At 71.0% G+C, this 24,514-nt stretch carries 19 protein-coding genes; 7 read left to right on the top strand and 12 right to left on the bottom strand.

Translation table 11 applies throughout. The annotated features are described in order from the left end of the window. Nucleotides 1–13 precede the first annotated feature (13 nt). Nucleotides 14–751, top strand: coding sequence for a TetR/AcrR family transcriptional regulator (locus tag ABT245_RS25435; RefSeq protein WP_351737288.1), 738 nt, complete (start codon nucleotides 14–16; stop codon nucleotides 749–751). Here the strand turns inward: ABT245_RS25435 and ABT245_RS25430 are convergent. Both ABT245_RS25430 and ABT245_RS25425 read right to left on the bottom strand, forming a co-directional pair. Next, nucleotides 739–1,572, bottom strand: a complete 834-nt coding sequence (locus ABT245_RS25430) for a MaoC family dehydratase (protein ID WP_351737286.1) — start codon at nucleotides 1,570–1,572, stop codon at nucleotides 739–741. The genes ABT245_RS25435 and ABT245_RS25430 overlap by 13 nt on opposite strands. Beyond that, nucleotides 1,572–2,873, bottom strand: coding sequence for a 3-oxoacyl-ACP reductase (locus tag ABT245_RS25425; RefSeq protein WP_351737284.1), 1,302 nt, complete (start codon nucleotides 2,871–2,873; stop codon nucleotides 1,572–1,574). The genes ABT245_RS25430 and ABT245_RS25425 overlap by 1 nt, the downstream gene beginning before the upstream one ends. 122 nt (nucleotides 2,874–2,995) lie before the next feature. Between ABT245_RS25425 and ABT245_RS25420 the strand changes: the two genes are divergently transcribed. Beyond that, nucleotides 2,996–4,282, top strand: coding sequence for an acetyl-CoA C-acetyltransferase (locus ABT245_RS25420; RefSeq protein WP_351737282.1), 1,287 nt, complete (start codon nucleotides 2,996–2,998; stop codon nucleotides 4,280–4,282). 216 nt (nucleotides 4,283–4,498) lie between these two features. Next, entirely contained in the window at nucleotides 4,499–6,445 is a 1,947-nt protein-coding gene (locus tag ABT245_RS25415) for an AMP-dependent synthetase/ligase (RefSeq protein ID WP_502982190.1), read from the top strand. A gap of 458 nt (nucleotides 6,446–6,903) precedes the next feature. On the opposite strand, the gene ABT245_RS25410 is transcribed toward ABT245_RS25415, so the two are convergent. After that, complete coding sequence (locus tag ABT245_RS25410; RefSeq protein ID WP_003974443.1) at nucleotides 6,904–7,107, bottom strand: cold-shock protein; 204 nt, start codon at nucleotides 7,105–7,107, stop codon at nucleotides 6,904–6,906. Nucleotides 7,108–7,394: 287 nt separating this feature from the next. On the opposite strand from ABT245_RS25410, the gene ABT245_RS25405 reads away from it, so the two are divergent. Beyond that, on the top strand, nucleotides 7,395–8,240 hold the full coding sequence (locus tag ABT245_RS25405; RefSeq protein WP_351737280.1) for a menaquinone biosynthetic enzyme MqnA/MqnD family protein: 846 nt from the start codon (nucleotides 7,395–7,397) through the stop codon (nucleotides 8,238–8,240). 90 nt (nucleotides 8,241–8,330) lie between these two features. Continuing rightward, nucleotides 8,331–10,079 (top strand): serine/threonine-protein kinase, encoded by a 1,749-nt coding sequence (locus ABT245_RS25400; RefSeq protein WP_351737278.1) that lies wholly within the window; start codon nucleotides 8,331–8,333, stop codon nucleotides 10,077–10,079. Nucleotides 10,080–10,353: 274 nt separating this feature from the next. On the opposite strand, the gene ABT245_RS25395 is transcribed toward ABT245_RS25400, so the two are convergent. Further along, a complete protein-coding gene (locus ABT245_RS25395; RefSeq protein WP_351737276.1) occupies nucleotides 10,354–14,913 on the bottom strand; it encodes an FtsK/SpoIIIE domain-containing protein in 4,560 nt (1,519 codons plus the stop codon). Nucleotides 14,914–15,270: 357 nt separating this feature from the next. Between ABT245_RS25395 and ABT245_RS25390 the strand changes: the two genes are divergently transcribed. After that, entirely contained in the window at nucleotides 15,271–15,573 is a 303-nt protein-coding gene (locus tag ABT245_RS25390; RefSeq protein ID WP_121893011.1) for a WXG100 family type VII secretion target, read from the top strand. Nucleotides 15,574–15,749: 176 nt separating this feature from the next. Here ABT245_RS25390 and ABT245_RS25385 read toward each other — a convergent pair whose 3' ends face one another. The 8 genes from ABT245_RS25385 to ABT245_RS25350 form a co-directional block, all read right to left on the bottom strand. Continuing rightward, a complete protein-coding gene (locus tag ABT245_RS25385) occupies nucleotides 15,750–16,430 on the bottom strand; it encodes a hypothetical protein (RefSeq protein ID WP_351737274.1) in 681 nt (226 codons plus the stop codon). 327 nt (nucleotides 16,431–16,757) lie between these two features. Then, nucleotides 16,758–17,498 carry a hypothetical protein gene (locus ABT245_RS25380; protein WP_351737272.1) on the bottom strand — a complete coding sequence of 247 codons (741 nt, stop codon included), beginning with the start codon at nucleotides 17,496–17,498 and terminating at the stop codon, nucleotides 16,758–16,760. Between the two features lie 38 nt (nucleotides 17,499–17,536). Next, entirely contained in the window at nucleotides 17,537–18,448 is a 912-nt protein-coding gene (locus tag ABT245_RS25375) for a hypothetical protein (protein WP_351737270.1), read from the bottom strand. A gap of 45 nt (nucleotides 18,449–18,493) precedes the next feature. Next, the gene (locus tag ABT245_RS25370; protein WP_351737268.1) at nucleotides 18,494–19,744 is read right to left on the bottom strand and encodes an enoyl-CoA hydratase/isomerase family protein; all 1,251 of its coding nucleotides are present in this window, start codon (nucleotides 19,742–19,744) and stop codon (nucleotides 18,494–18,496) included. A 1-nt stretch (nucleotide 19,745) separates the two neighbouring features. Next, the gene (locus ABT245_RS25365; RefSeq protein WP_351737266.1) at nucleotides 19,746–20,045 is read right to left on the bottom strand and encodes a hypothetical protein; all 300 of its coding nucleotides are present in this window, start codon (nucleotides 20,043–20,045) and stop codon (nucleotides 19,746–19,748) included. A gap of 232 nt (nucleotides 20,046–20,277) precedes the next feature. Continuing rightward, a complete protein-coding gene (locus ABT245_RS25360) occupies nucleotides 20,278–21,324 on the bottom strand; it encodes a hypothetical protein (protein WP_502982189.1) in 1,047 nt (348 codons plus the stop codon). Continuing rightward, the gene (locus tag ABT245_RS25355) at nucleotides 21,312–21,953 is read right to left on the bottom strand and encodes a hypothetical protein (protein ID WP_351737261.1); all 642 of its coding nucleotides are present in this window, start codon (nucleotides 21,951–21,953) and stop codon (nucleotides 21,312–21,314) included. Before ABT245_RS25355 ends, ABT245_RS25360 begins: the two co-directional genes overlap by 13 nt. 605 nt (nucleotides 21,954–22,558) lie before the next feature. Next, nucleotides 22,559–22,954: a hypothetical protein gene (locus ABT245_RS25350; RefSeq protein ID WP_351737259.1), complete on the bottom strand. Its 396-nt coding sequence runs from the start codon at nucleotides 22,952–22,954 to the stop codon at nucleotides 22,559–22,561. An 826-nt stretch (nucleotides 22,955–23,780) separates the two neighbouring features. Here ABT245_RS25350 and ABT245_RS25345 point away from each other — a divergent pair. Continuing rightward, the gene (locus ABT245_RS25345; RefSeq protein ID WP_351737257.1) at nucleotides 23,781–24,506 is read left to right on the top strand and encodes a hypothetical protein; all 726 of its coding nucleotides are present in this window, start codon (nucleotides 23,781–23,783) and stop codon (nucleotides 24,504–24,506) included. Nucleotides 24,507–24,514 lie beyond the last annotated feature (8 nt).

The following is a 24,514-nucleotide window of genomic DNA, read 5'->3' as shown; positions in this document are numbered from 1 at the left end:
CTAGTCTGGCCCCATGGGTGCCGTGAAGACCAAGCGGATGCCGCGGGCGGTCCGGGAGCAGCAGATGCTCGACGCCGCCGTACGGATCTTCGGCCGGCGCGGGTACACGGCCGCGTCGATGGACGAGATCGCCGAACTGGCAGGCGTGTCCAAGCCGTTGGTGTATCTGTACCTGAACTCGAAGGAAGACCTGTTCACGGCGTGCATCCGGCGTGAGGCCAAGGCGCTGACGGACGCGGTGCGTTCCGGGGTGCGGCCGGGGCTGCCGGCCGACCGTCAGCTCTGGGACGGGCTGCGGGCGTTCTTCGCGCACACCTGCGAGCATCCGGACGCCTGGTCCGTGCTGCGTCTCCAGGCCCGCACCCATGGCGTGACCTTCGCGGCCGAGGTCACGGCGATGCGCGAGGAGATCGTCGCGTTCGTGACGCGGCTGATCGCGGTCGCGGCCCGGGAGGCGCACCGCAATCCGGATCTGCCCGAGCGCGAGGTCGCGGGGCTCGCCGAGGCGCTGGTGGGCGCGGCCGAGTCGCTTGCCACCTGGGCCGGCGCGACCTCGGGCGTCACCGCCCGGCAGGCGGCGGCGACCCTGATGAACTTCGCGTGGGCGGGCCTGGCCAACCTCATGGCCGACCGCCCCTGGACGCCGCCCGAAGAGCCCGCAGAGCCCGCAGAGCGCGAAGAGCCCGCAGAGCACGAAGAGCGCGAAGAGCCGCGCGGGGAACCCGGCGAACCGGTGGCTCAGCCCGGATAGACGGCGCCGGTCAGATGGATCCGGCCGTCCGTGCCGCGCAGTTCGAACCGCCCGCCCTCGGCCGCGTATATGACCGTCCCCGGCAGCGGCACGGGCGCCCGGAACTCCGTCCGTGCCCGGACCGCCTGCGGTGTCCCGTGCGCGGCGAGGCAGCGGGCCACCGTCCACATGCCGTGCGCGATGGCCCGGGGGAAGCCGAACAGACGGGCGGTGAGCGGGTGGAGGTGGATGGGGTTGCGGTCGCCGGAGGCCGCGCCGTAGCGACGGCCGACGTCCCCGGCCAGCCGCCACCGTGCGCGCGTGGGCAGCGGCGCCTGCTCCGGCCGCCCGGCCCCGGCGGTGCCGGATGCCCGGTGCCGCGCCAGATAGCCGCTCCGCGACTCCCACACGATCTCGCCGCCGGCCCTCAGTTCGGTGGCCACGGACGCCTGCGTGCCGCGCCGGTGCGGCGCCAACCCCTCGACGCGGACGGCGAGTTCGTACTCCTCGATGACAGGCAGCGCCCGCTGCCGGGTCAGTTCGACCGACGTGTGGACGAGCCCGAGCAGCGGCAGCGGAAAGGCCCGGTCGCTCATCAGCCGCATGGCCAGCGGGAAGCCCAGCACATGCGGATAGGTCAGGGGCAGGGCGTCGGCGCCGGCCGGGAAGCCGCACACCCGCTCGTAGGCCGCCAGGTGCGCGAGGTCGACGCGCAGGGCGGGCAGCACGAGCCGGTCGCGCGGGAAGTCCGCGTCCGGGCGGGGCCGTTTGAACGGTGACAGCAGGGCGCCCCGGGCCAGCAGGGGGACGAGCGCGGGCGGCTGCGGGAGGACGACGGACATCACGCCCCCAGCAGGCTCTGGCCGCAGACCCGTACGATCTGCCCGTTGACCGCGCCGGAGGCCGGATGGGCGAGCCAGGCCGTGGTCTCGGCGACATCGGCGGGCAGCCCGCCCTGGGCGAGCGAGTTCATGCGCCGCCCCGCCTCCCGGATGACCAGCGGGATCGCGGCGGTCATCCGCGTCTCGATGAACCCGGGTGCCACCGCGTTGACGGTGACCCCGTGGTCGGCCAGGGCCCGCGGGGCGAGGGAATGCACCAGTCCCACGATGCCCGCCTTGGCCGCGCCGTAGTTCGTCTGGCCCGCGTTGCCCGCGAGGCCGGCGATGGAGGCGGTGGCCACGATGCGCCCGCCGGCCCGCAGGGTGCCGCCCGCGAGCAGCGCGTCCGTCGTGCGCAGCACGCTGCCCAGGTTGACCTCCAGCACCGGACCCCACCGCTCGGCGGGCATGTTGACCAGCCGCCGGTCCCGGGTGATGCCCGCGTTGTGCACGAGCACGTCCAGGCCGTCGGGGAGCGCGGCGGCGATCCGCTCGCCGACGTCGGCGGCGGTGATGTCCAGTGCCAGCGCCCTGCCGCCGATCCGCTCGGCGACCCGGCGGGCGTCGGCCTCGGCGGCGGGCACGTCCAGCACGACGACGTGTGCCCCGTCCCTGGCCAGCGTCTCGGCGACCGCCTCGCCGATCCCGCGGGCGGCGCCGGTGACCAGGGCGGTGCGCCCGGCCAGCGGCCGGTCCCAGTCGTCGGGCCCGTCCACCGCGCCCGTGCCGACGTGGATCACCTGGCCGCTGACGTAGGCGGACCTGGGGGAGAGCAGGAAGCGGAGGGTGGACTCGGCGGCGGGCGCGTCGCCGAGCCGCAGCAGATTGACGGTCCGGCCGCGGCCGATCTCCTTGCCCAGGGACCGGGTGAAGCCCTCCAGGGCCTGCTGGGCGGCGTGCTGGTGGTGGTCGGCCGGGTCCAGCGGTGCGCCCAGCACCAGCACCCGGCCGCTGTCGGCGACGGACCGGACGACAGGGTGCAGAACGGCGTGCACGCCGGCGAGCGCGTCGACGTCCCGCACCCCGGTGGCGTCGAGGACGACCGCGGCGGGCCGCGCGTCGCCGGCGGCCAGGCCGGTGCGGGCCAGGACGGGGGCGAGGCCGAGGGCGGAGGTGCCGGCCGTGAGGTGCAGCAGGCCGCCGTCGAGCGCCGGGGACCGGGGCGAGAAGCGGCGCAGCGCCGTCGGCTGGGGCAGCCCGAGCCGGCGGGTCAGGAAGCGGCCGGGCGCGGTGCCGGTGAAGCTCAGATAGCGGTCGGCCATGTCTCCAACTCCCACGGGTTCGGTGCGGTGCCACGGGGCGCGGTACTCAGGTGACTTACTCCGGAGTAAGGTTACCGGAGGTAATCCGAGGTGGGTCCGTCGGGGTGGAGGAGCAGATCGGGATGAGTCCCCTTGAGCCGCCGCGGGGCCGACGGGTCGCGGTGATCGGCGGCAGCCGCGTTCCGTTCGCCCGCGCCGACGGCCCCTACGCCACCGCCTCGAACCAGGAGATGCTCACCGCCGCCCTGGACGGCCTGGTCGAGCGGTACGGGCTCGACGGCCCCGGCGCGGTCGGGGAGTTCGTGGCGGGCGCGGTCCTCAAGCACAGCCGGGACTTCAACCTGGCCCGCGAGACGGTCCTCGGCTCGGCACTGGACGCCCGTACCCCGGCCTACGACATCCAGCAGGCCTGCGGCACCGGCCTCCAGGCCGTCATCGCCGCCGCCAACAAGATCGCCCTCGGCCAGACGGAGGCGGCCGTCGCGGGCGGCGCGGACACCGCGAGCGACGCGCCGCTGGGCCTCGACGACCGGCTGCGCCGCATCCTGCTGGAGACCCGGCGGGCGAAGACGGCCGGCGGCCGGCTGAGGGCACTCGCGAAGCTGCGGCCCGGGCACCTCGTCCCCGAGATCCCGCGCAACGCCGAGCCCCGCACCGGCCTGTCGATGGGCGAGCACGCGGCCGTGACGGGCCGGGCCTGGGGGATCGGCCGCGAGGCCCAGGACGAACTCGCCGCGACCAGCCACCAGCGGCTCGCGGCGGCCTACGAACGGGGCTTCTTCCAGGACCTGGTGGTCCCCTTCCGGGGCCTGACCCGCGACCAGAACCTGCGCCCCGGCTGCACGGTGGAGCAACTGGCCGCCCTCAAGCCGGTGTTCGGGCTCGCCGGCCCCGAACCGACCATGACCGCGGGCAACTCGACACCGCTGACCGACGGCGCGGCCCTGGTCCTGCTGGCCTCCGAGGAGTGGGCGCGGCAGCGGGGCCTTGAGCCGCTGGCCTGGCTGACGGCGTACGAGACGGCGGCCGTGGACTTCGTCCATGGTGATGCGGCGGGCGGTGCGGACGGCCTGCTGATGGCGCCCGCGCACGCCGTGCCGCGCATGCTGGAGCGGGCCGGTCTGGGCCTGGCGGACTTCGCACTCGTCGAGATCCACGAGGCGTTCGCCTCGCAGGTGCTGGCGACGCTCGCGGCCTGGGAGAAGCGGGGGCTGGCGCCGGTGGACCGGGCCCGGCTGAATGTGGCGGGATCCTCCCTGGCCACCGGCCACCCGTTCGCGGCGACCGGCGCCCGCATCGTGGCGACCCTGGCCACACTGCTGTCGGAACGGGAGGGGCCGGTCCGCGGGCTGATCTCTGTGTGCGCCGCGGGCGGCCAGGGCGTCACGGCGGTCCTGGAGCGAACGTGAGAACCCCTCACATAATCTCCGAGGTTGCACACCCCCGGCTCCGGACCCTCCCCGAAACCGCACCATCCCGTCACAGCCGGGCCGTACGATGATCAACTAACCGTCGGTAACTGCTCATATGCGGTCGTTCGGCCCGGCGACGGTGAACGCCTCGGTGTGCGAGGCACGTACGTATGCAGCAAGCAGTGCACCGCTGCACGCCCGAGGAGCCGCCCCGTGTCCACCCCGTACCCGAACGTTCCCGTCTCCTCCGGCATGACGGTCTCCGCCACCGACTACGACGGCGCGCCGATCCTCATCGAGCCCGAGATCCGCCGGCTGGACGGCGCCGTGCGCGAGGTGTCCGTCCCGCCGTTCGCCCCGCCGATGCGCCACGGTTCACTCGCCGACCTGCCCTTCGACAACGCGGCGGCGGACCCCGCAGCGGTCGTCCTCAGCCGCCGGGGGGCGGACGGCCAGTGGACGGATGTGACGGCGGCGGCCTTCGCCGAACAGGTGCTCGCCCTCGCCAAGGGGCTGCTCGCCAAGGGGCTGGCACCGGGCGACCGGATCGCCGTCATGGCCCGCACCCGCTACGAGTGGACGCTCCTCGACTTCGCCGCCTGGGCTGCCGGACTGGTCACGGTCCCCGTCTACCCCACCTCCTCCGTCTTCCAGATCCGCTGGATCCTCCAGGACTCCGGCGCCGCGGCCCTGGTCACGGAGACCGCGGGCCAGGCCGCCGCCCTCGGACCGGAACTCGACCGGGTGCCGGACCTGCACCACCTGTGGGTCATCGAGAAGGACCACCTCGAACGGCTCGCGGAACTCGGCGACGCCCAGGTGCCGGAGGCCGAGGTCGCGGTCCGCCGGGGCATGCTCGGCCCGGACACCCTCGCCACCCTCGTCTACACCTCCGGCACCACCGGCCGCCCCAAGGGCTGCGCGCTCTCCCACGGCAACTTCTTCGCCGAGGTGGACAACGCGATCGAACTGCTCTACCCGATCTTCAAGGCGAGGACCTCCGAAGAGGTGTCCGTCCTGCTGTTCCTGCCGATGTCCCACGTCTTCGGCCGCATGGTGGCGATCGCCTGCATCCGGGCGCGGGTGCGGCTGGGCCACGCGCCGAGCCTCAAACCGGAACACCTGCTGCCGGACCTCGCGGCCTTCCGGCCGACCTGTCTGCTGACCATCCCGTACATGCTGGAGAAGGTCTTCAACACCGCGCGCGCCAAGGCGGAAAAGGGCGGCCGGGCCTCCTCCTTCGACCGGGCCGCGAGCGTGGCCAGGCGCTACGGCGAGGCACTGGAGGCCCGGCAGACCGGCACCGGCAACGGCCCGAGCCGCGTCCTGCGCACGGCCCGCGCCTTCTACGACCCCCTCGTCTACCGGCGCATCCGCAACGCCATGGGCGGCCGGGTCCGGTACGCGATCTGCGGCGGCTCCCCGCTCGGCCGTCCCCTGGCCGCCTTCTACGCCGGCGCCGGCATCGAGATCTTCGAGGGCTACGGGCTGACCGAGACGACCGCCGCCTCCACCGTGACCCCGCCGCTCAAGCCCCGTCTGGGGACGGTCGGCTGGCCCCTGCCGGGCACACGGATCCGCATCGCCGCGGACGGCGAGATCCTGGTCGCGGGCGATCACGTCCTGCGCGGCTACTGGGACCCGCAGGCCGGCGGGGTGGTCCCGGCGGCCCGCGACGGCTGGCTCGCGACGGGCGACATCGGGCAGCTGGACGACGAGGGCTATCTGACGATCACCGGCCGCAAGAAGGAACTGCTGATCACAGCGGGCGGCAAGTCGGTGGCGCCCGCACCGCTGGAGAACTGGCTGCGCTCGCACCCCCTGATCTCCCAGGTCATGCTGGTCGGCGACGGACGCCCCTACGTCAGCGCGCTCATCACCCTCGACCCCGACGGCATCACTCACTGGCGGCAGATGAACGGCAAGCACCCGGTGCCGCCGGAACTCCTCGTGGACGACCCGGACCTGACCGCGATCCTGCAACGCGCGGTGGACGAGGCGAACCGGCTGGTGTCCCGCCCCGAGTCCATCAAGAGGTTCACCGTCCTGCCGACGGACTTCACCGAACAGGCGGGCCACCTCACCCCCTCCATGAAGCTCCGCCGCACCCAGATCATGCGCGACTTCACCGAGGCGGTGGAGGGCCTGTACGCGGGGTAACCGTCCCGCGGATCGGTTGCCTGTGCGCGGGGTAACCGTCCCGCGGATCGGTTGTCTGTGCGCGGTCTGACCGTCCCGCGGATCGGTTGTCTGTGCGCGGTCTGACCGTCCCGCGGATCGGTTGTCTGTGCGCGGGGTAACCGCCCCGCGAACCGGTCGCCTGTGCGGCGGTCTGACCGTCCCGCGGATCGGTCGCCTGCACGCGCGGGCTAACCGCCCCGTGAACCGGTCGCCTGTGCGGCGGGCTAACCGCCCCGCGGACCGGCCGGACCGACGAAGTGGACCAGGCCACGGTGCCGCTCCCTCCGACCCCGCAGGCCACACCCTCGCCGCCCAGTCGCGTTGCGACGGCCGATGGGCGGCGGCCGATCACCGGCGGTGGAAAAGGGCAGGAGCCCCGTCGCCGAAAGGCGCGGGGCTCCTTGGGTACTTCTCTCAGGGTGCGATCGGATCGCTGCTCAGACGGGGGTGACGTTCTCCGCCTGCGGGCCCTTCGGACCCTGGGTCACGTCGAAGCTCACCTGCTGGTTCTCTTCGAGGGAACGGAAACCCTGAGCGTTGATCGCGGAGTAGTGAACGAAGACGTCGGGGCCGCCGCCTTCTTGGGCGATGAAGCCAAAGCCCTTTTCGGCGTTGAACCACTTCACGGTTCCGGTAGCCATAAGCCCTCCTTGGGCTCACAAAGGGTTGCCCTGCTCCAGAACCTGCAAGTGTGAAAACAGTGCCGCACAAGTGCATATGTCTGAAAACGACGAGAGCCCGCGGTTACATGCTCCGCAGGCTCTGTACTGCAAGGGAAACCAAACTGCAACTTGCGGCGAGCCTAGCACGCGGGCACCGGGAAGCAATAGAGGTCAAGATCACTTCACCCGGAAGTTTGAACACCACTGGGCCGGTTGACGGAGGGGGTGGTGGTCGGCACGTACCCCATGAGGTCTAGTCTCGCGATGTGGACAATTCTCGCACCCGGCCGCGCGTCGGCCACATCCAGTTTCTGAACTGCCTGCCCCTCTACTGGGGGCTCGCGAGAACCGGCACCCTCCTCGACTTCGAGCTGACCAAGGACACCCCGGAAAAACTCAGCGAGCGGCTGGTGCGGGGTGATCTCGACATCGGACCCATCACCCTGGTCGAGTTCCTCAAGAACGCCGACGACCTGGTCGCCTTCCCGGACATCGCCGTCGGCTGCGACGGCCCCGTGATGTCCTGCGTGATCGTCTCGCAGGTCCCCCTCGACCGGCTCGACGGCGCCCGGGTCGCCCTCGGCTCGACCTCCCGCACCTCCGTCCGCCTGGCCCAGCTGCTGCTCGCCGAGCGGTACGGCGTACGGCCCGACTACTACAGCTGCCCGCCCGATCTCAGCCTGATGATGCAGGAGGCGGACGCGGCCGTGCTGATCGGGGACGCCGCACTGCGGGCCAACCTCCTGGACGGCCCGCGCTTCGGGCTCGCGGTGCACGACCTGGGCACGCTGTGGAAGGAGTGGACGGGGCTGCCGTTCGTCTTCGCGGTCTGGGCGGCCCGCCGCGACTACCTGGAGCGCGAGCCGGTGATCACCCGTCAGGTGCACGAGGCGTTCCTGTCCTCCCGCAACCTCTCCCTGGAGGAGGTCGGCAAGGTCGCCGAGCAGGCGGCCCGCTGGGAAGCCTTCGACGAGAAGGTCCTGGAGCGGTACTTCACGACCCTCGACTTCCGCTTCGGCGCCCCGCAGCTGGAGGCGGTCGCCGAGTTCGCCCGCTGGGTCGGCCCGACGACGGGCTTCCCCGCGGACGTGAGGGTCGAGCTGCTGGCATAGATCCACGGCCGTGCCTCCGAGGCACTCCGCAGTACGGGTCCGCGGCACTACCCTGCTGACCGAGGCGTGACGGGGAAGAGGGGGACGCCGATGCACCCGCTCGCGGCCGACGAGCCCACCGTCGTGGGGCCCTACCGGCTCCTCGGCCGGCTCGGCTCCGGCGGGATGGGCCGGGTCTATCTGGGGCGCAGCGCCGGCGGCCGCACGGTCGCCGTGAAGATCGTGCATCCGCACTTCGCGCTCGACGAGGAGTTCCGGGCCCGGTTCCGGCGCGAGGTCGAGGCCGCGCGGCGGGTGGGCGGCGCCTGGACGGCGCCGGTCCTGGACGCCGATCCCGACGCGCCGGTGCCCTGGGTCGCCACCGGGTACGCCGCCGGACCCTCCCTGGCGGCGGCCGTCGCCGCCCATGGGCCGCTGCCCCCGCACTCCGTACGGGCGCTCGGCGCGGGCCTCGCCGAGGCGCTCGCCGCCGTGCACGAGCTGGGCCTCGTGCACCGGGACGTCAAACCGTCGAACGTCCTGCTCACCCTGGACGGCCCGCTGCTGATCGACTTCGGGATCGCCCGGGCCACCGACGGCACGGCCTCCCTGACCTCGTCCGGCGTCTCGATCGGCTCACCCGGCTATATGTCCCCCGAGCAGATCCTGGGCAAGGGCGTCACGGGGGCCGCGGACGTGTTCTCCCTGGGCGCGCTGCTGGCGTACGCGGCGACCGGCGAACCGCCCTTCCCCGGGGACTCCTCGGCCGCGCTGCTCTACAAGGTCGTCCACGAGGAGCCGGAGCTGGGCGCGCTGCACGGCGAAGTGCGGGAGGTGGCCGAGGCGTGCCTGGCGAAGGAGCCGGGCGCGCGGCCGGCCCCCGGCGCGGTGGCCGGCCGGCTCGCTCCGGAGGGTGCCGCGCGCCTGGTGGCGGGCGGCTGGCTGCCGGGACCGCTGGTGGAACAGGTCAGCCGGGACGCGGTGCGGCTCCTCGGTCTGGAGGCGACGGATCCGGCGCCGTCGGGCCCGGTCGGGTTCAGCAGCCCTGCGGTGGCCGGCAGGGCGGCGGTGCCGGCGGGGGAGTTCGGACCGCCGCCGGTGATGCCCGGGGCGAGCGGAGCCGGGGTCGGGGCCGGCAGCGGGGCGGGGCCTGGCATGGTGGCCGGGGGTGTCGACGCTGCCGCTGCGGGCGGTGCCGGTCTCGGGGGCGGTGGCGGGATTCCCGGGCCGCGGGACGCGGTGCCCGGGGAGCAGCGGCCGGGCAAGGTCTCCGTCACGATGGCGGCCACCTCCACTCCGGGCGACGGCGGCCGGGGGCGCCGCATGAGCTGTACGGTGGCGCTCGCCGTCGCCGGGGCGCTCGCGGCGGTCACCGTCGGGCTGGGCTTCCTGCTCCGCCCGCTCATCGGCGACGACAGCGCCCACGACAGCGCTGGGGGCAGCACCAGGCCGCCCGCGGCGACGCCCAGTTCGAGCGTCACCGACGAGTTGCCGGCCGGTTCCGGGTCCGACGTCCCCGCGCGCTACCTCGGCACCTGGCAGGGCCAGGCCACCGCCCTCGACGGCCAGTTGCCCATCGGCACCTTCCGGCTCACCGTGCGGCAGGCGGATGTGGGCGAGGAGTTGGGCCGCCTGCGCCAGACCGACCAGCTCGGCGGCGTCTGCACGGACGTACTCACCCTGAAAAAGGTGACCGGAACGGCCCTCGTCGCCACATCGGTCGGGGCCAAGGACAACCACGACGGCTGCGACCCCGCCCCGCACACGATCCGGCTCACCCCGGAGGGCGACGACCTCACCTACACATCGAACAGCAAGCCGGAAGGCAACCCGACCGCCCGCATGTCCAAAACCGACTAGCCGCCCCGCCAGACCGGGTCGCCACTGCGGGCGCGCGGTGGCAGGCAGGCGGGCGCGTGATGCGGTCGGCAGGCGGGCATGCTGGCCGGCAGGCGGGTGTGTGGTGTGGGCGGCCGCTGTCCTCGGTCGGGGTCGGCTCGCACCGGTCGCGGCCTGCTGGCGCCTCGATCGTTCTCCGGCCCCGGCCGTGCACGGCGGATGGCAACCCGGCCGCGTGCATGTCCAGGGCCCGCTGCCTGGAGTGTTTCGGGGCCGTGCCGCAGGCTCGTGTGGGTCAGCCCGGGATGACCACCGTGCGTAGTTCGCCGTCGCCCAGGTGGAGCATGCCCTTGCCGGGGGTGATCTGGCCGCCCACCAGGCTGCGGGACAGGCGTACGCCGATGAGGTCGCCGCTGGAGGACTCCTGGGGGGACAGGAGGACGCCGCGCCGGGCCTTCTTCGCGTCGACCTGCCAGCCCGAGAAGCCGCTGCACACGTCTTCCTCGTCACCGGCGATGACGAGGGCGAGGCCGCGTTCGGCGCCGCGGGAGACGATGCGTTTCATATGGGACTCGGCGTCGCAGTCCTCCAGGATCTCCCCGTCGTCGACGAGCACAACGATCGGCTCCTCAGGGGACGCCGAGTCGATGGCCTGCTCGAACTCGTCCTCGTCGATGTCGTCGCCGGTGAAGACCTTCAACACCCCGTCGCTTGCGTCGAGTTGCCGCAGCGGCGACTGGCGCGGGGCCGCGACGACCAGACGTATGCCCTGGGCGAGAAAGGAGTGGGCGAAGTTCATCAGCACCGTGGAGCGGCCGGACTTCGCCGGTCCCGCGACCACGAACGCCGGGACCCCGTCCGCGAGATCGGGTCCGAAGCCGACGATCTCGTCGCCGCCGATGCCCGCGAGCGCCCACAGCCGCGAACGGGAGCCCTCCGGGTCGCGCATCTCCCACGCGTCCTCGAAGGAGATCCGGCTCGGCAGGCTGTCCACCCGGAACGGCCGGCGCGAGCGCGGCACGCCCGCGTCCCGGGCCGTCGCCGCCTCGCCGATCGCCGCGATCGCCGCCGCCTGCCCCTGCCCCGTGGTGTCCTCGGCGAGCAGCGCGAACTGCGTCTCCGTACCGGACTCGTTGCGGAACGCGCGCCCCGGCGGTATCTCCTCGGGCACCTTGCGGGCGGGGATGCCGAGCATGGAGAAGTCGCTGCGGTCGGCGAGCCGCAGACCGTACTTGTCCTCGGTGAGTGTCGCGATCCGCCCCACGAGCAGCGTGCGGTCACCGGTCAGCACCAGATGGATGCCGACGCTCGCACCCTCCCGCATCATCGTCGTCAACTCGTCGGTCAGCGAACCGTGGTCGATCTCGCCGAGCGTGGGCACCCAGCCCTCCCAGCGGTCGAGGAGTACGACGATGTGCGCAAGCCGCTGGTCCTCGGGGGCCGCGGCCCGCTGCTCTCCGATGTCGGCGAAGCCCTTGTCCGCCAACAGGTCCTGACGGCGGGAGAGTTCGCCCTTGAGCCGGTTGACGAGCCGGATCACCCGCTCGGTCTGGTTGCGGCCGACGACCGCGCCGCAGTGCGGCAGCCGGGTCAGCGCGTTGAGGGCGCCGTTGCCGCAGTCGATGCCGTACAGATGGACGTCGGCGCAGGAGTGGGTGCGGGCGAGGGAGCCCGCGACGGTGCGCAGCACCTGCGAACGGCCGCTGCGCGGCGCGCCGCCGATCATCAGATGACCGAAGGTGGCGAAGTCCACGACCACCGGGCGGCGCGCCTGGTCGGCGGGCAGGTCCTCCACACCGTACGGCGCGGGCGGCAGCCGCCCCGGAGCGAGCGCCGCGACCGGTGTCTCGACGTCGTCCAGCAGCAGTGTCTCGGCGAGCGCGGGCAGCCACGGGCTGTGCTGCGCGGGAATGCCCAGCGCGGTGCTGGCGTCGCGGACCGCGTCGACCAGCACCTTCAGGTCGGTGATCTCCTCGTCCTCGCGCGTCTCGGCCTTCGGTTTGACCAGCGCGGCCCGTCCCAGATCCGCCCAGGCCAGTTCGCCCACCCAGGGCGCGAGGGCGGTCGGGTCCGCGGCGCCGGGCCGGCGGCCACCGACCCGTCCCGACTGGAACGGCACCAGGGACGCGTGCCCGAGACGGACGTACGCCCGGCCCGGCGTGTTCTTGGAGATGTGTCCGGCCTCCGGCGAGTCGATGACGTCGCTGGACTCGCCGCCGTCGGTCACGCGCAGCGCGATCCGCAGGTTGGTGTTGGCGCGGATCTCGGGGGAGACCACACCGCTCGGCCGCTGCGTGGCCAGCAGCAGATGGATGCCGAGCGAACGTCCCCGCTGGGCGATGTTGACCAGTCCGGTCACAAAGTCGGGCAGGTCGCGCACCATCGAGGCGAACTCGTCGATGACGATGAGGAGTCGGGGCACCGGCGGGTGCGAGGGGTCGCGGCGCACCAGGTCCTGGTAGTCCTCGATGTCCTTGGCGTCGGCGGCGGCCAGGATGTGCTCGCGCCGCTTCAGCTCGGCGCCCAGCGATTCCAGGGCCCGCTCGACGAGATGGGCGTCCAGGTCGGTGACCATGCCGACCGTGTGCGGCAGCTTCACACAGTCCTTGAACGCCGAGCCGCCCTTGTAGTCGACGAGCACGAACGTCATGTTCTCGGGCGTGTTGGCCACGGCCAGCGAGGCGACGATGGTCTGCAGCAGCTCCGACTTGCCGGAACCGGTGGTACCGGCGATCAGGCCGTGCGGGCCGTCCTTGCGCATGTCGATGCCGAACGCGCCGTCGTAGGACTCGCCGATGACCGCCAGCGTCGACTGCCCGCCCATCCGCCAGCGCGCGGTGATCGCGTCACCGGTCGGCGGCTCCAGTCGCAGCACGTCCAGCAGCCGGCTCGCGGCGGGCAGCGCCGAGTCCTCGGTCTCGCCGCTGATGTCGCGCAGCGGGGACAGCGAGCGGGCCAGGCGCAGGCACCAGGGGGCGGAGACGAAGTCGGGCCGTACGTCCTTGATGCGCTCGGCACCCGCCTCCTCGACCCGCAGCCGCAACTCCCGTGCCTGCTGCGCCGGTTCGCTCTCCTGGCCGCTCGTGGCGTGCCAGGCGTGGAAGGACGGGAAGCCCCCGGGCGCCTGCTGCTGTACCGCCTGCTGCGCCGGGTCGTCGTACTCCCGTGCCTTGGGCTCGGCGACGACGAACGCCTGGCACTCGCCCGGCAGGAACCGTTCCTCCGCGTCCAGGCACAGCGCGTAGAGGGACACCGCGGGGCCCTCGCGCAGCAGTCGTACGACACCCGGCAGGGACCGCAGCCGTCGCGAGCCGTCCCAGACGACCACGATGTCCGGGTCGGAGAAGTCCGTGCGCTGCCCGCGGTTCTGCTCGGCGGCCTTCTTGCGGGCGTCGAGGATCTGGGTCAGCTCGCCGATGCGGGCGCCGACCGTCTCGGCGTCGGTGCCGATGAGCACGTTGGCGTCCTGGCCGCCGGTCGGCCTGGCGTGCGGCAGCCAGCGCACCCAGTCCCAGCTGCCCTGCGCGCTGTTCTCGCTCAGGACGTAGCACTGGACGTCCATCGGGCTGTGCAGCGCGGCCATCTGGGCGACCGCCCAGCGTCCGAGGGCGCGGGCGGAGTCGCCCGGCCCCGCCATGCCGATCACGCCGAGGGAACGCAGCGAGAGCGCCACCGGGGCGTCCGCGATGCTCCAGGTGACCTGGCGGCGGTGGTCGTCCTGCTCCGGGTCGTCGAGCACCACCTCGGAGGGCAGCCGGCCCGTTCCGACCCGTACCAGCAGATGGTCACGGTCGGTGCGCCGCCGCTCCCACAGCCGGGTGCGCGGGCCGGTGCCGAGGGAGAGGACGGCGGCCGGGTCGGGCACGGCGCCCCGGCGGTCCTGCCGCTCCGCGACGAGCGCGTCCTGCGCGTCCTTCTCGATCCGTTCCTTCTGCTCCTTGTACTCCTTGACCTGCTTGGCATGGGACTTACGCCCGTGCTTCTTGTCCATGAAGTAGTTGGCGAACAGCAGGATGGGGCTGAGGCCCGCCATGATCAGGTAGTACCAGCGCTGGAAGATGAGCACGGCCACCACCGCGCCGACCAGCGGGGTCAGCGCCATCAGCCAGGGCAGCGGCCGGGCCTCGTACTCGCGCGGCGGCGACGGCAGCCGGAACTTGGTCTGCCGCTCGGGCGGGCGCAGCCGGGGCGGCCGGTTGTAGTCGAGCCCGATCCCGTCGTCCGACCACTTCAGGGCCGCGTTGGGCGGGCTGTAACGGCCGAGTTCCAGAAGGGAGTTGCCGACGGCGATCTGCGCGCCGAGGGGCCAGGTGTCGCCGTCGGACCCGGAGACCTTCGTCCCGTCGAGGGTGACTGTTTCCTTGTCGGCGTGCACGGCGACTTGGCAGGTGCCATCGGTTGCAACTGACAAGGTGAGGGCGCGGGCGTCGAGTTCGGGATCGTCGATGCGCAGATACGCGGACGGGCCGCTGCCGATGTCGTAGCGGCCGACGCCGAGCCGGTGCACATGGCCGGCGGCCGGCCCGCCCACGACCCGCAGTTCCACCAGCCCCGTGGGCTCGCCAGGCAGACAGCCGGCCGGGTCCTGGAGACTGACGACGGCGCCCTCGCGCAGCGGCGAACCGACGACGGTGGCACTGGGATCGACGGCGTACCCGTCCACGTACACGAGGGGCGCGCCGCCCGACGGGACCGCCTGGTGCTGCCCGATCGGAATGACCTGCGCACCGCCGACGCCGACGTGTTGGGCCAGTTCCCGGGCGATGTCCCCGACGCTGGACTCGGGGTCGGCATCGAGTACGACGTCGGCGGCGCCCCCGCCGAACGGGTCGACGACGGTCAGAGTCAGGCGCACGCTCGTCCTCCCCAAGCCCCCCGTGACCGCTCCCTCCCGCAGGTCACAGTGGAAGCGACGATATCCGCTCGGCGCCGGGACGGGGCAATGGGGAGGCGGGGTCCGGTGCACGTCCGGTGCATGTCCTGTGCGCTTCCGGAAGCTCTTTCCGATGGCAACGCGCTGTGCACGCGCTCACGACGGCCTGTTCACCGTTCCTGTTCCGGATTCCGGGCTGTGGCACGTCAGTTCACCCCCGTAAGCTGCTGCCGCAAGAGCGGACGATCACCTGGGTGGAACCACGCGGCCCACCCGTTACGTCCGCGCACAGGGAGCCACGGGGGTTGGCCCTGCGGCATGGTGAAGAGGAGCGGTCTCATGGCCAAGGACCTTGACGTCACATACCAGGACATGCGTGACGCAGCCAAGCATGTCGTGAAGGAGAAGGAAAAGCTCCAGGAAAAGCTCGACGGCCTGCGCAAGTACATCGCGAACCTGGTCGAGTCCGGCTACGTCACCAAGAGTTCCTCGAAGGCGTTCGACGAGAACTTCGAAGAGTTCACCCGCGGCACCAAGGACACCCTCGACGGCCTGGACGGCATGGGTGACTACCTGACCAACGCGGCCGACAAGTTCGAGCAGATCGACGAGGAACTGGCAAAGGCGGCCAAGAGCCGGTAGCCGACGGCGGCCTGGAGCCGGTACGGCGAGGGTGACCGGGAGCCCGCTGGACGGGCCGCCCGCCCGATGCGCCGGCCTCCGCCGAGCGCACCGGGCTGGTGTCGGTGCCCGCCGGGTCGCCGGGTCTCTGGGTCTCTGGGGCAGCCGGGGTCGGTCACCGCCGGCGCCGGGACTCGTCAGTGGTCGGAAAGCGGCTGCCGGAGCAGATAGGTGTGGAGGTCGCTGCGGGGTTCCTCCGTGTCGACGCGCAGCCAGGAACCGTCGCGGAAGCGGATCAGCACCATCCTCGTCTCGAACTCACCGTTGAACGGGTCGACGAGGGTCGCTTCGGTGGCGGAGAGCCGGGCGACGATCTGCATGTGCTTCTCCCTCCCCACGGTGACGCGCCGGGGTGGGGCCGCAAGCACGATCCCGTCCTGGGTCGCGAGGACCAGCCGCTGGTGGTGGGGGGAGTGGGCGTACCAGCGCAGGAGGAACTGCCCGGCCGGGCTGTGCCAGTTCCCGTCGAAGACCCGGTCGAGTCCCTGCTCGGCGATGGCGGCGTCCCGGCGCCTGTCGTCCTCGTCCTTGACCCGCAGCCGTTCCCTCTCCTCCTTGGTGGCGAGGGCCCGCTTGACCGCTTCCTCCACGTTGGACAGCAGGGTCAGCAGCATGAGGAGGGGCATGAACGGCACGGCGAGCACCGCACCGAGCATGCCCAGCGGGCGCAGTCTCCCGGGGCGGAGCGGGGGAGTGCCGGCGGCCCGCAGCATGTCGGCGGGGGGCTGCGGGATCTTGTCGATCGTGCACCATTCCGCCGCGTCGGCGTGGACGCCGAGCCGGTCCGCCATGACACGCTGCTTGCCCCTGGACGTCACGTGAGGACTCTCCTTGTCGGCGCGGGACGGGCTGGGTGTGCCGAGAGCGTATTCGGTACCGGTTGCCATGAGGACTGGCAGACTCTGCAGAACCGCGCCTTCGCTCGGCGGACCTCACCGAGAAGAGGATGAAGAGAGACAGCGCTCCTCTCCATCCATGCCCATATGCCCGGCGGTACCGGCTACTTGATGCTCTCCTTCTCGGCACCACTCATCGGGATGCCCGGCCCCATGGAGCGGCGGTGCGACGCCATCGCGGGCTCCCTGCGCTGGGTGGTGTGATGCCCAGGGTCCCGCGCTGAGTGATCTTCCGTTTCTGGAGGGCGCTCAGGTGTCCTCGGCCGGCGTGGCGAGGGGGTCGTCGTTCGACGGGGCGGTGAAGGACACCGTCTGAAGAATGGCTCCCATCATGTCGACGAACTGGGCCCACCGACCCACGGAAGCAGTGAAGAGCGTGAAGACGGCCGTGAACGGGCCGGTCGGGAACGGCACATGCACCTGGATCCGGGCGGTGACGAGATCCGTCGCCTTGCCGCTCACTGTCACCGCGGGGTTGAGTTTCAGTTCACGCCAGGTGACGCATGACACCGCAGGACCGCACGGGAGATCCAGCCATTCGACCTCGTTGTACGGGTCCGCAGTAAGGGCCGCGAAAATTCCCTGCGCCACGACATCGGTTTCGGTGTTGGCCTGGTCCGTGGGGATGGCGGCCAAGGTGAAGGCGCATTGGGCCACGCCCTCGGAGGGGTCGTGCCGGGCGATGTCACCCTCAGGAGTGTGTTCCTCCTCCGACGTGGAGAACAGCCCCATCGCGGCGTAGGAGACTCCGGTGCCCTGCATGAGTTCGGCGATTGCCGTGTAGTACGGAGCGGCGGGATCCCAGACCGTCTCGTCCCCACGGGAGTAGAGCGCCCGCACGAAGGAGTGCGCGCGGGCCGCACGTTCCTCGGGGCTGTCGGCGAGGGGCAGCGCGAAGAAACCCTCGGGGGCCAGGAACCAGACCGGTGGGGGCTCAGTCGGCGTAGGGAGCGGCTGAAGGGGGCCGGTGGGCTCGGCAGAGGGGCGCATGGGGATGTGGCCGTTTCGAGTGTGAAGTGCCGGTGGTTTCAGAGGTCTTCGGGATGGTATTCCCTGGGATCGACTTCCTGGCCGTCGTCGTCCATGACCAGACTTTCCTCCGAGGCTCCGAAAGCGGAGGTGAACCGACGCGGCAGCAGAATGTCGACGTTGTAGTGGCCGCACGTATTGCGGGTGATGATGGGTGAGACGGAATCCGGCATGTTGACGTTCGCGGCGAATTCCAGGACGGCCGCCCGCTGCGGAGGGGTCAGGGAATCGAGGGGGAGCAGGTTGGGGGTGTGCTCCAGGTATCGCGTCAGGTTTCTGCGGTAGGTGCACTGCAGCCGGCACCAAGACCCATCTACGAAGGTGACTTTGAAGTCGTTGCCGTCCTTGAAGTCCTTGAGTTCGATGCCGCTGATGTCGGTGCGCGGGCACTGCCACAGAACCTCGTCATCGATTGCCTTGTCGTTCTTCTTGTCATAGGGCAGGCTGACGACGACGAGTCGTCGGTCGGTGACGATCGCGTGCGTGCGCTGGTGCTTCTGGTCGGTGCGTCCCGGGTCCAGTTGCCAGGGCAGAGTGCGGGCGATGGTGCCTGGTGCGGCCCACATGACCGGGAAGTCCTCGACCTCGTTGGCCGGTTCGTCCGGCGTGTCGGATCCGGAGTCGCCCGAGGGGGTGGCGATGTTGCCGCCCGCAGCGCTGAGCACGGCCATGAAAGCAGTGCCCAGGACCAGGGCAGCACCCTTGAGGGTTTTCAAGCCGACCGTGCTGCCTGTCGAACGTGCCGTGAAGGAGGGACCTTCGGGCCAGCCCGGCAACTCGTTCTGGATGTCGTTGCGCTCGGTGTCACGGAACCAGCGCATACCCCTGACGCGCATCGCGGCGCCCGTCGCGAAAGTGACGGGACCGCGACCCAGGAGCATTTCCCCCGGTTCGGGCTGCCAGATGTTCATGTCGATACGCACTCCCTGTGCTCTACCCCGCTGGTCGTCGTCGGGCTAATCGCCGGAGACAGCGTCCTTGATGTTGGTGACGGCCTTGGGGGCGATCTTGAGGCTGCCGTCGATGACCCGGCCCATGTCGCTTATCGGGTCCACGTTCCACTTCGTGAGCGTGTTGATTCCCTTGGTGCCGATCCATTGCCCTTCGTGGTAGCCGGCACTGACAAGGCCGCCCATGCGTGATGCCAGTCCACTGCTCGCATGTGACACCTCGAAGACATGCTTGGAGCTTCCGCCGATCTTCACCAAGCCAGCCACTCCTAGGCCCCCGTCGAGGCCCTTTGACGCCGCGCCCATGGACATCAGGATGCGTGATTGACCAAGCTCCGAGACCTGGAACCCTTTGCCCAGCAAGCCGGCCTTCGCCGTCGCCGCGGTCCTGGCCACCTTGGCGGTCTTACCAGCAACCTTGATCCCCTTGCCGAACATCCCGATGCCCGGCAGCAGTCCGAGCGCGTCGGTGCCCAGGGTCATCCAACTCACGTCCGCTCCCGCGGCCATGGCGATGCCGTGGGCTGCCAGGGACAGCCCGCTGCCGATGAGTGCGGCCGTGCCGAAGATGGCCGCGAGTGGGGGGAAGGGGAGCGTGGCGATGGCCAGCATGCCCAGTACGGCGGTCACGTTGCTCAGCACGTCGCCCACCATCTTGATGAGGTCGGCGTGGTCCTTGAGCCAGTCGCCGGTGGCGTTCCAGGCGTCCGCTATGCCCTTGCCCAGCTTGTCCCAGAAGCCGGGCTCGTCCGGTGCGATGTCCGCGGCCTTGTCGAGTTCCTTGCCTATCCGGCGCGCGGCCTGCCTGTACCGTTCCTCAAGGTCGTGGACCTTGTTGATGACCTCGTTGACGGCGCTGGAGGCCTCGCCGAGTTCGTCGCTGCCCTCGCTGCCGGCCTCCGCCTTGGCCTTGTCCTGGGCGCTGAGCTTTTCCCCGGCCAGCTTCTCCAGCCGATCCGCGTCGTCCTGGAAGTCCTGGAGTTCGCCCGCCCACCGGTGCAGCGCTCGCGAGGCCTTGTCGAAGGATTCGTGGCTCTTGCGGATGAGCGGAGTGACGTCCTCGCCGATGTACTCGGTGAACGCGATCGCGGTCTTGCCCTTCCAGGCGCCGCACTCTATCCGCTCCAGCTCGCGCACCGCCGTTCCCAGCTCGCCGGCCAGGCCGCCGAGTCGCTTGGCGAGTTCCCGGGTGTCCGTCACGTCTCCCGGGGTGGGGTCCCATCCGATGTGCGGGAAGGCCGGCCGCTTACCGGTCACGTCACTTGCCCTTCTTCTTCACCTTGAGCGATTCGGCGAGTTCCTGGTCGAGCTTGTCGAATGTATCGCCGATGGTGTTGATCATCTTCACCGCACCGTGCGTGTGTTTGCCGAGCTGCTTGATGCCGTAGCCCCAGTCGTCGGCGAAATCCTGGACGTCCTCGATGAGTTTGCTCTCACCGACGGCGGAGGCGTCGGCGCTGCGCAGATCGCGGCGGGCGTCCTCCATGCGGTCGCTGATCGAGGAGAAGGTCTTCTTCAGGTGCTCGAAGACGGTGTCTTCGAGGCGCAGGTCGCTCATGTGGTGTTCCGGTCTCCGTCACGGCCGCACAGTGGGACTTCCCGTGAGGCAGATGGTGGTCGAGAGTTCTGACGGTATCGACGGGCCGCGTGGGTTCGCCAGCGAACCGCTTCCGGGCAGAGACCTTGACGGTCGGACGAGCACGTCGAGCGTGGCCGCCTGGTGCCGCGGAAGAGGGCCCCGTCGCGGGCCCGGCGGGTGGTGGGGCCGCCGGGCCTGTGTCGGTGGGGCGTCAGCGGTTGACCGACTGGATCTCCTGCACGGTGACCGCCTGGTCATTGCCGAACGTGCCGTCGGGGAGTTCCTGCGGTTCGGGGGTGCCCGTGCCCGTCCAGGTGATCTGCCATGTGACGGTGGCCCGAAGCTTGAAGGTGCCGTTGCCCGACGACCGCAGGTACTTGACCCCACAGGACGGGGTACGGTCGGCCTTGCCCCTGGCGTAGGGCTCCCCTACGGAGCCGTCGGCGTTGGCCCGGCAGATTCCCGATCCGGGGTACGTCGTGGCGTCGGGGGTGCCGGGTTCGAGCCTCAGGGCGACCGGTTTGGCGGTGGTCGTGGCCTGGATGTTGAGACCGGCGACGTTGAGGGAGGCGGTCACGGAGACCTCTTTGAACTTGGCCTCGTCCAGCCAGGCCCAGGTGGCCAGGTTGACCTTGGTGGTGTTCTGCGGCGCGAGGGTCACCTCGGTGGAGGGGAGCTGGATGCGGTTGTAGGCGAGTTCGGCCAGGATCTGGGGGGTCACCGCCTTGTCCACCGGTGGCGCGTCGCCGTTCTCCACCCAGAAAGGCTGCTTGTTGCAGGCCTGCGCCGCGGGTTCCATCCAGCGGTCCTCGTCGACGACCGCGACCCACCAGTTGCCTTTGTCCTTGACGTCGAGGTTGTAGTTCTTGTACGTGCCGTCCTTGTACTCGTTCCGGAACATGCCGACGGACGTCTTGGCGTAGCTGTGCTGGCCCGGCGTGTTGACCGTCTCGGTGTACATGTCTTCGACGTACTGCGCGAAATCCTCGGCACTCCGCGGTTCATACCAGCACGCCGGCGGGGTCCAGTTCGACACCGGCCGTACCGACGAACTGGTCCCGCTGCCGCGCACCGAGCCGGAGAATGTGACCCGGGAGGTCAGGGTTCCTCCGCTCGCGCTTCCGGACTGCTCCGTGCGTCCCTGTGTGCCGCTGCTGGGCGGCCAGTCGGCGAATGCGACGCCGGGGGCGGTGAGGGTGAGAGCCCCCGCAAGGAGGCCGGCCAAGGTGATCCTGCTGAGTGACGTCACGCAGTGCATGACTTGTGGCCCCTTTGGGAAGTGAGCTTCGTCGTCTGCCAGACACCCTGCTTGTTCTTTTCCACGCGAGTTGAGTAGAGGACGTAGGAGTCGTTCGTCACCTCGGTCTTGTGGACTTTGTTGGTCTTGCGATCCTTTGCGAAGGCCTTGCCCTGGTCCTCGCAGTAGACGACGCCCGCTGACGCGGAATCGAACACCTCGATCTTGGCGTTGTAGTAGCGGTTGGTCCCGGTGATGCTGTACCCGTCCTTCGCGATGGACTGGACCCAGTCCTTGGCTTCGGCAAGGGCGGTACCGCTGTAGTAGAAGGAGAGCGCCGGAAGGTCGACATCTCCTTGTGTGATGGCGTAGTTGGTGGCGTCGATGCGCTGTGCCACGTCCGCGAGGACGGCGTCCTCGGTCGCGTCACCGGTTTTCCAACTCTCGAAGGTGTCCTTGAGGTCGCTCGGAAGGGTGATCTCGGGCCGTCCGGCCGAGTCGCTTGCGCTCGGCGACGCGGACGCCGTCGTGCCGCCTGTCTCAGCGCCGGCGATCTTGTCGTTGTCCTTGGAGTTGTCGTTGCCGCCGCAGGCGGTGAGTAGGGCGGCTGTGGCAAGTGCGGCAGCGATGGGCAAAGGGCGGCGCTTCACACTGGGCTCCCCGTGAGACAAGAAGTGAGTCAAGAACTCTGACGTTATAGGCGAGCCCGAGCGGTACGCCAGAACCAACCTCGCCTGACAGGCGGTTATTTGAGGCTCTAGAGGGATAATTCGGCGCACCGGATGTGTTCGGATCGTTTCCGAAGGCCCGGGCCACGGACGCCCCCCGATCGAGCGTGCCGTCGCGGATGCTCGGCGCCTCGGGCTTTGCGGGAGTCATCGGTTTCACACCCATCGCAACGCCCCCCACCAGCGGCCGCGCACAGTTCGCCCATCGCCGGTGATGCCGCTCCCGGCGCCGTCCCTCGGCTGATCGTCCAACAACTTCTTCAGCGGAGGCGACAGTTCGGTTACCGGGGTGCCCGCCGCCTGCGCCGCCCCGACCGCCCTGACGTGGCTCGGCGGCTCGGCCGCAGGCGTTTCTTCTCCGGCCCCTGGCGCCTGCCGCGCAGCCAGAGCAGGATCGCCAGGGGGATGAGGACGGGGGCGCCGTAGCCGGCGGGTGTGCCCGAGGTGGCGCCCCCTACCGCGCCGCCGTCGGCGGCGAGGGCCAGCCGGCAGCCCGTCTCGTCGTGCCGGCCTGGATCGGGTCGGACCTAGGGCTGCCCTAGAGCCGGCCGAGGCCGTCGCGCATCTTCCGCAGCAGTTCCGCCCCGGTCGGCGATCGTGTCGTACGCGGTGGCCGTCTGGGACTTCGCCGGGGCCCGGGCCGCGGGGCCGGCCGCCGACGGGCCCTCGGCCGGGTGCGGCACGGTCTTTCCGCCGGGCGTGCCCGTCCGCGGCTCGACGGATGCGTACGACGGGAGCGGCGCCGCCGCCTTCTCGGACCACGCCCCGGCCGAGTCCTCGTGGTGGCCCTCAAGCCGACCCGGCGCATACGCCAACGCCGGTCCATGCGCCCGGGCCACCCCCAGTACCTCGCGGTGTCCGGCGAGTGCCGGATGCCGCAGCTCCTGCTTCCAGCGGTCCCGTACCCGCACGAGTGCCGTCACGGCGATCACCGGCAGCGGACCCGAGTCGGCGAGACTCGCCTTCGCGGCCTTCGCGGCCTTCGCGGCCTTCGCGGCCTGCGTGGACGCCGCGGACGCGGCGAACGGCGGCAGCAGCGCGATGGCGAGAACCAGCGCCCCCAGTCAGACCGGCGGACCGTGTTTGGTGGCAGTGGCGCGATGGCGAGGAGCAGCCGCGGCCAGTCGGGCCGGCGGAGCGTGTTCGACGGCAGTAGTGCGATGGCGAGAACCAGCGCCCCCAGCCGGGCCGGTGGAGCGTGTTCGGTGGGGCGTGGGGCGGTGTGGCGTTCGGTGAGCAGGGTGGTCGCCGCGTCGTCGGTGGGGTCGACGCCGTGGCGGGCGGCTGTCGTGCGCACCGTCGCGAGGAGCCGGGATCGGACGTCGGCGCGGCGCCGGCGAGGGGGAGTTGCTCGGTCGGCCTCGGTGTGGTTCCGGTCACCCGAGGGTGACCTCGGCACCTCGAACCCATGTGAGCGAATCGTGTGGGAACTGTGTCCGGCGGGGGTTCGCCGGTGCACAGGCGGCAGGCCCGGTGACCCCCCTTGGTGGAACTGGTCCGCATACGCCCGAAGTTGCAGAGCGTAACGGCCAACTGGGCCCGGTCGAGGACTCGGAACGTGCCTTGAGGGGCTTATGTGCGGCTGATACGGTGCGATCGCTTGACACTCACTCTGGCGCTGGGTATCCGACCCAGGTCGAGCGGTGCGTCCAGCGCGTCTCGCGCCTCACGTGCGGGCGTTCGGGGGTGAAGTGTCCGCTTGTGCACGGAACTTGGCAGACATTTCTTGGGCGTACGGGGAGCGGTTGCGTGAAGATCCAGGAGCGTACGGGGGCGGGCGTGAATCGTGCCGCCGCTCCGGCTCAGCCGTCGGTCGGTGACCGGCTGCCCACTCCGCCTCGCGAGCGCAAACCGGCGCTTGCCGCGCTCGCCGTGCTGCTGATCCTGCTCGGTGCGCTGGGCGCGACGACGCTCGTGCTGCGCGCCGGGGACCGGATCGAGGTCGTCAAGGTGACGCAGGAGATCCCGGCGGGCGAGTCCGTCACCGACAGCAATGTGACCTCCGTGATGGTGGCCGAGGACAGCGGCATCCACTATGTCCCGTGGGCACAGGTCGACGGCCTGAAGAAGCTCAAGGCCAAGAGCACCATCCCGGCCGGAGTGGTCGCGGTCGGTGAGATGTTCGCGGCGCAGAGCGGGCTGGAGTCCGGCAAGGCCACCGTCGGCCTGTCCCTCAAGGCGGGCCAGTACCCGGCCGGGCTCAAGATCGGAGACGTCGTCGCCGCCTACCGGGTCGGCGGCAACGGCGGTTCCTCCGGCGGCGGTTCGTCCGGCTCCTCCTCGGCCGACAGCAGCAGTTCCGTGATCGTCGAGCAGGCGCGCGTCAGTTACGTCCCGGGGAAGAAGAGCGACGACTTCGTCAGCAGCACCAACCTGGCCGTCACCCTGACCGTGGACGGCGACAAGGCCGCCGCGCTCGCGCAGGCCGCGTCCAACGGCGAAGTGGCCCTCGTCCGCGTCCCCGGCACCGACTAAGAGGCGGA

This window comes from Streptomyces sp. NPDC001508 (assembly GCF_040298665.1).
Taxonomy (GTDB): Bacteria; Actinomycetota; Actinomycetes; order Streptomycetales; family Streptomycetaceae; genus Streptomyces.
Note: the sequence above shows the minus strand (reverse complement) of the source record. Positions and strands in the feature narration are given on the sequence as shown.

Bases quoted from the DNA above. Each gene is read 5' to 3' on its own strand.
- ABT245_RS25435 (WP_351737288.1), top strand. From the start codon at position 14: ATGGGTGCCGTGAAGACCAAGCGGATGCCGCGGGCGGTCCGGGAGCAG.
- ABT245_RS25430 (WP_351737286.1), bottom strand. From the start codon at position 1,572: ATGTCCGTCGTCCTCCCGCAGCCGCCCGCGCTCGTCCCCCTGCTGGCC.
- ABT245_RS25425 (WP_351737284.1), bottom strand. From the start codon at position 2,873: ATGGCCGACCGCTATCTGAGCTTCACCGGCACCGCGCCCGGCCGCTTC.
- ABT245_RS25420 (WP_351737282.1), top strand. From the start codon at position 2,996: ATGAGTCCCCTTGAGCCGCCGCGGGGCCGACGGGTCGCGGTGATCGGC.
- ABT245_RS25410 (WP_003974443.1), bottom strand. From the start codon at position 7,107: ATGGCTACCGGAACCGTGAAGTGGTTCAACGCCGAAAAGGGCTTTGGC.
- ABT245_RS25400 (WP_351737278.1), top strand. From the start codon at position 8,331: ATGCACCCGCTCGCGGCCGACGAGCCCACCGTCGTGGGGCCCTACCGG.
- ABT245_RS25390 (WP_121893011.1), top strand. From the start codon at position 15,271: ATGGCCAAGGACCTTGACGTCACATACCAGGACATGCGTGACGCAGCC.
- ABT245_RS25380 (WP_351737272.1), bottom strand. From the start codon at position 17,498: ATGCGCCCCTCTGCCGAGCCCACCGGCCCCCTTCAGCCGCTCCCTACG.
- ABT245_RS25375 (WP_351737270.1), bottom strand. From the start codon at position 18,448: ATGAACATCTGGCAGCCCGAACCGGGGGAAATGCTCCTGGGTCGCGGT.
- ABT245_RS25365 (WP_351737266.1), bottom strand. From the start codon at position 20,045: ATGAGCGACCTGCGCCTCGAAGACACCGTCTTCGAGCACCTGAAGAAG.
- ABT245_RS25360 (WP_502982189.1), bottom strand. From the start codon at position 21,324: ATGCACTGCGTGACGTCACTCAGCAGGATCACCTTGGCCGGCCTCCTT.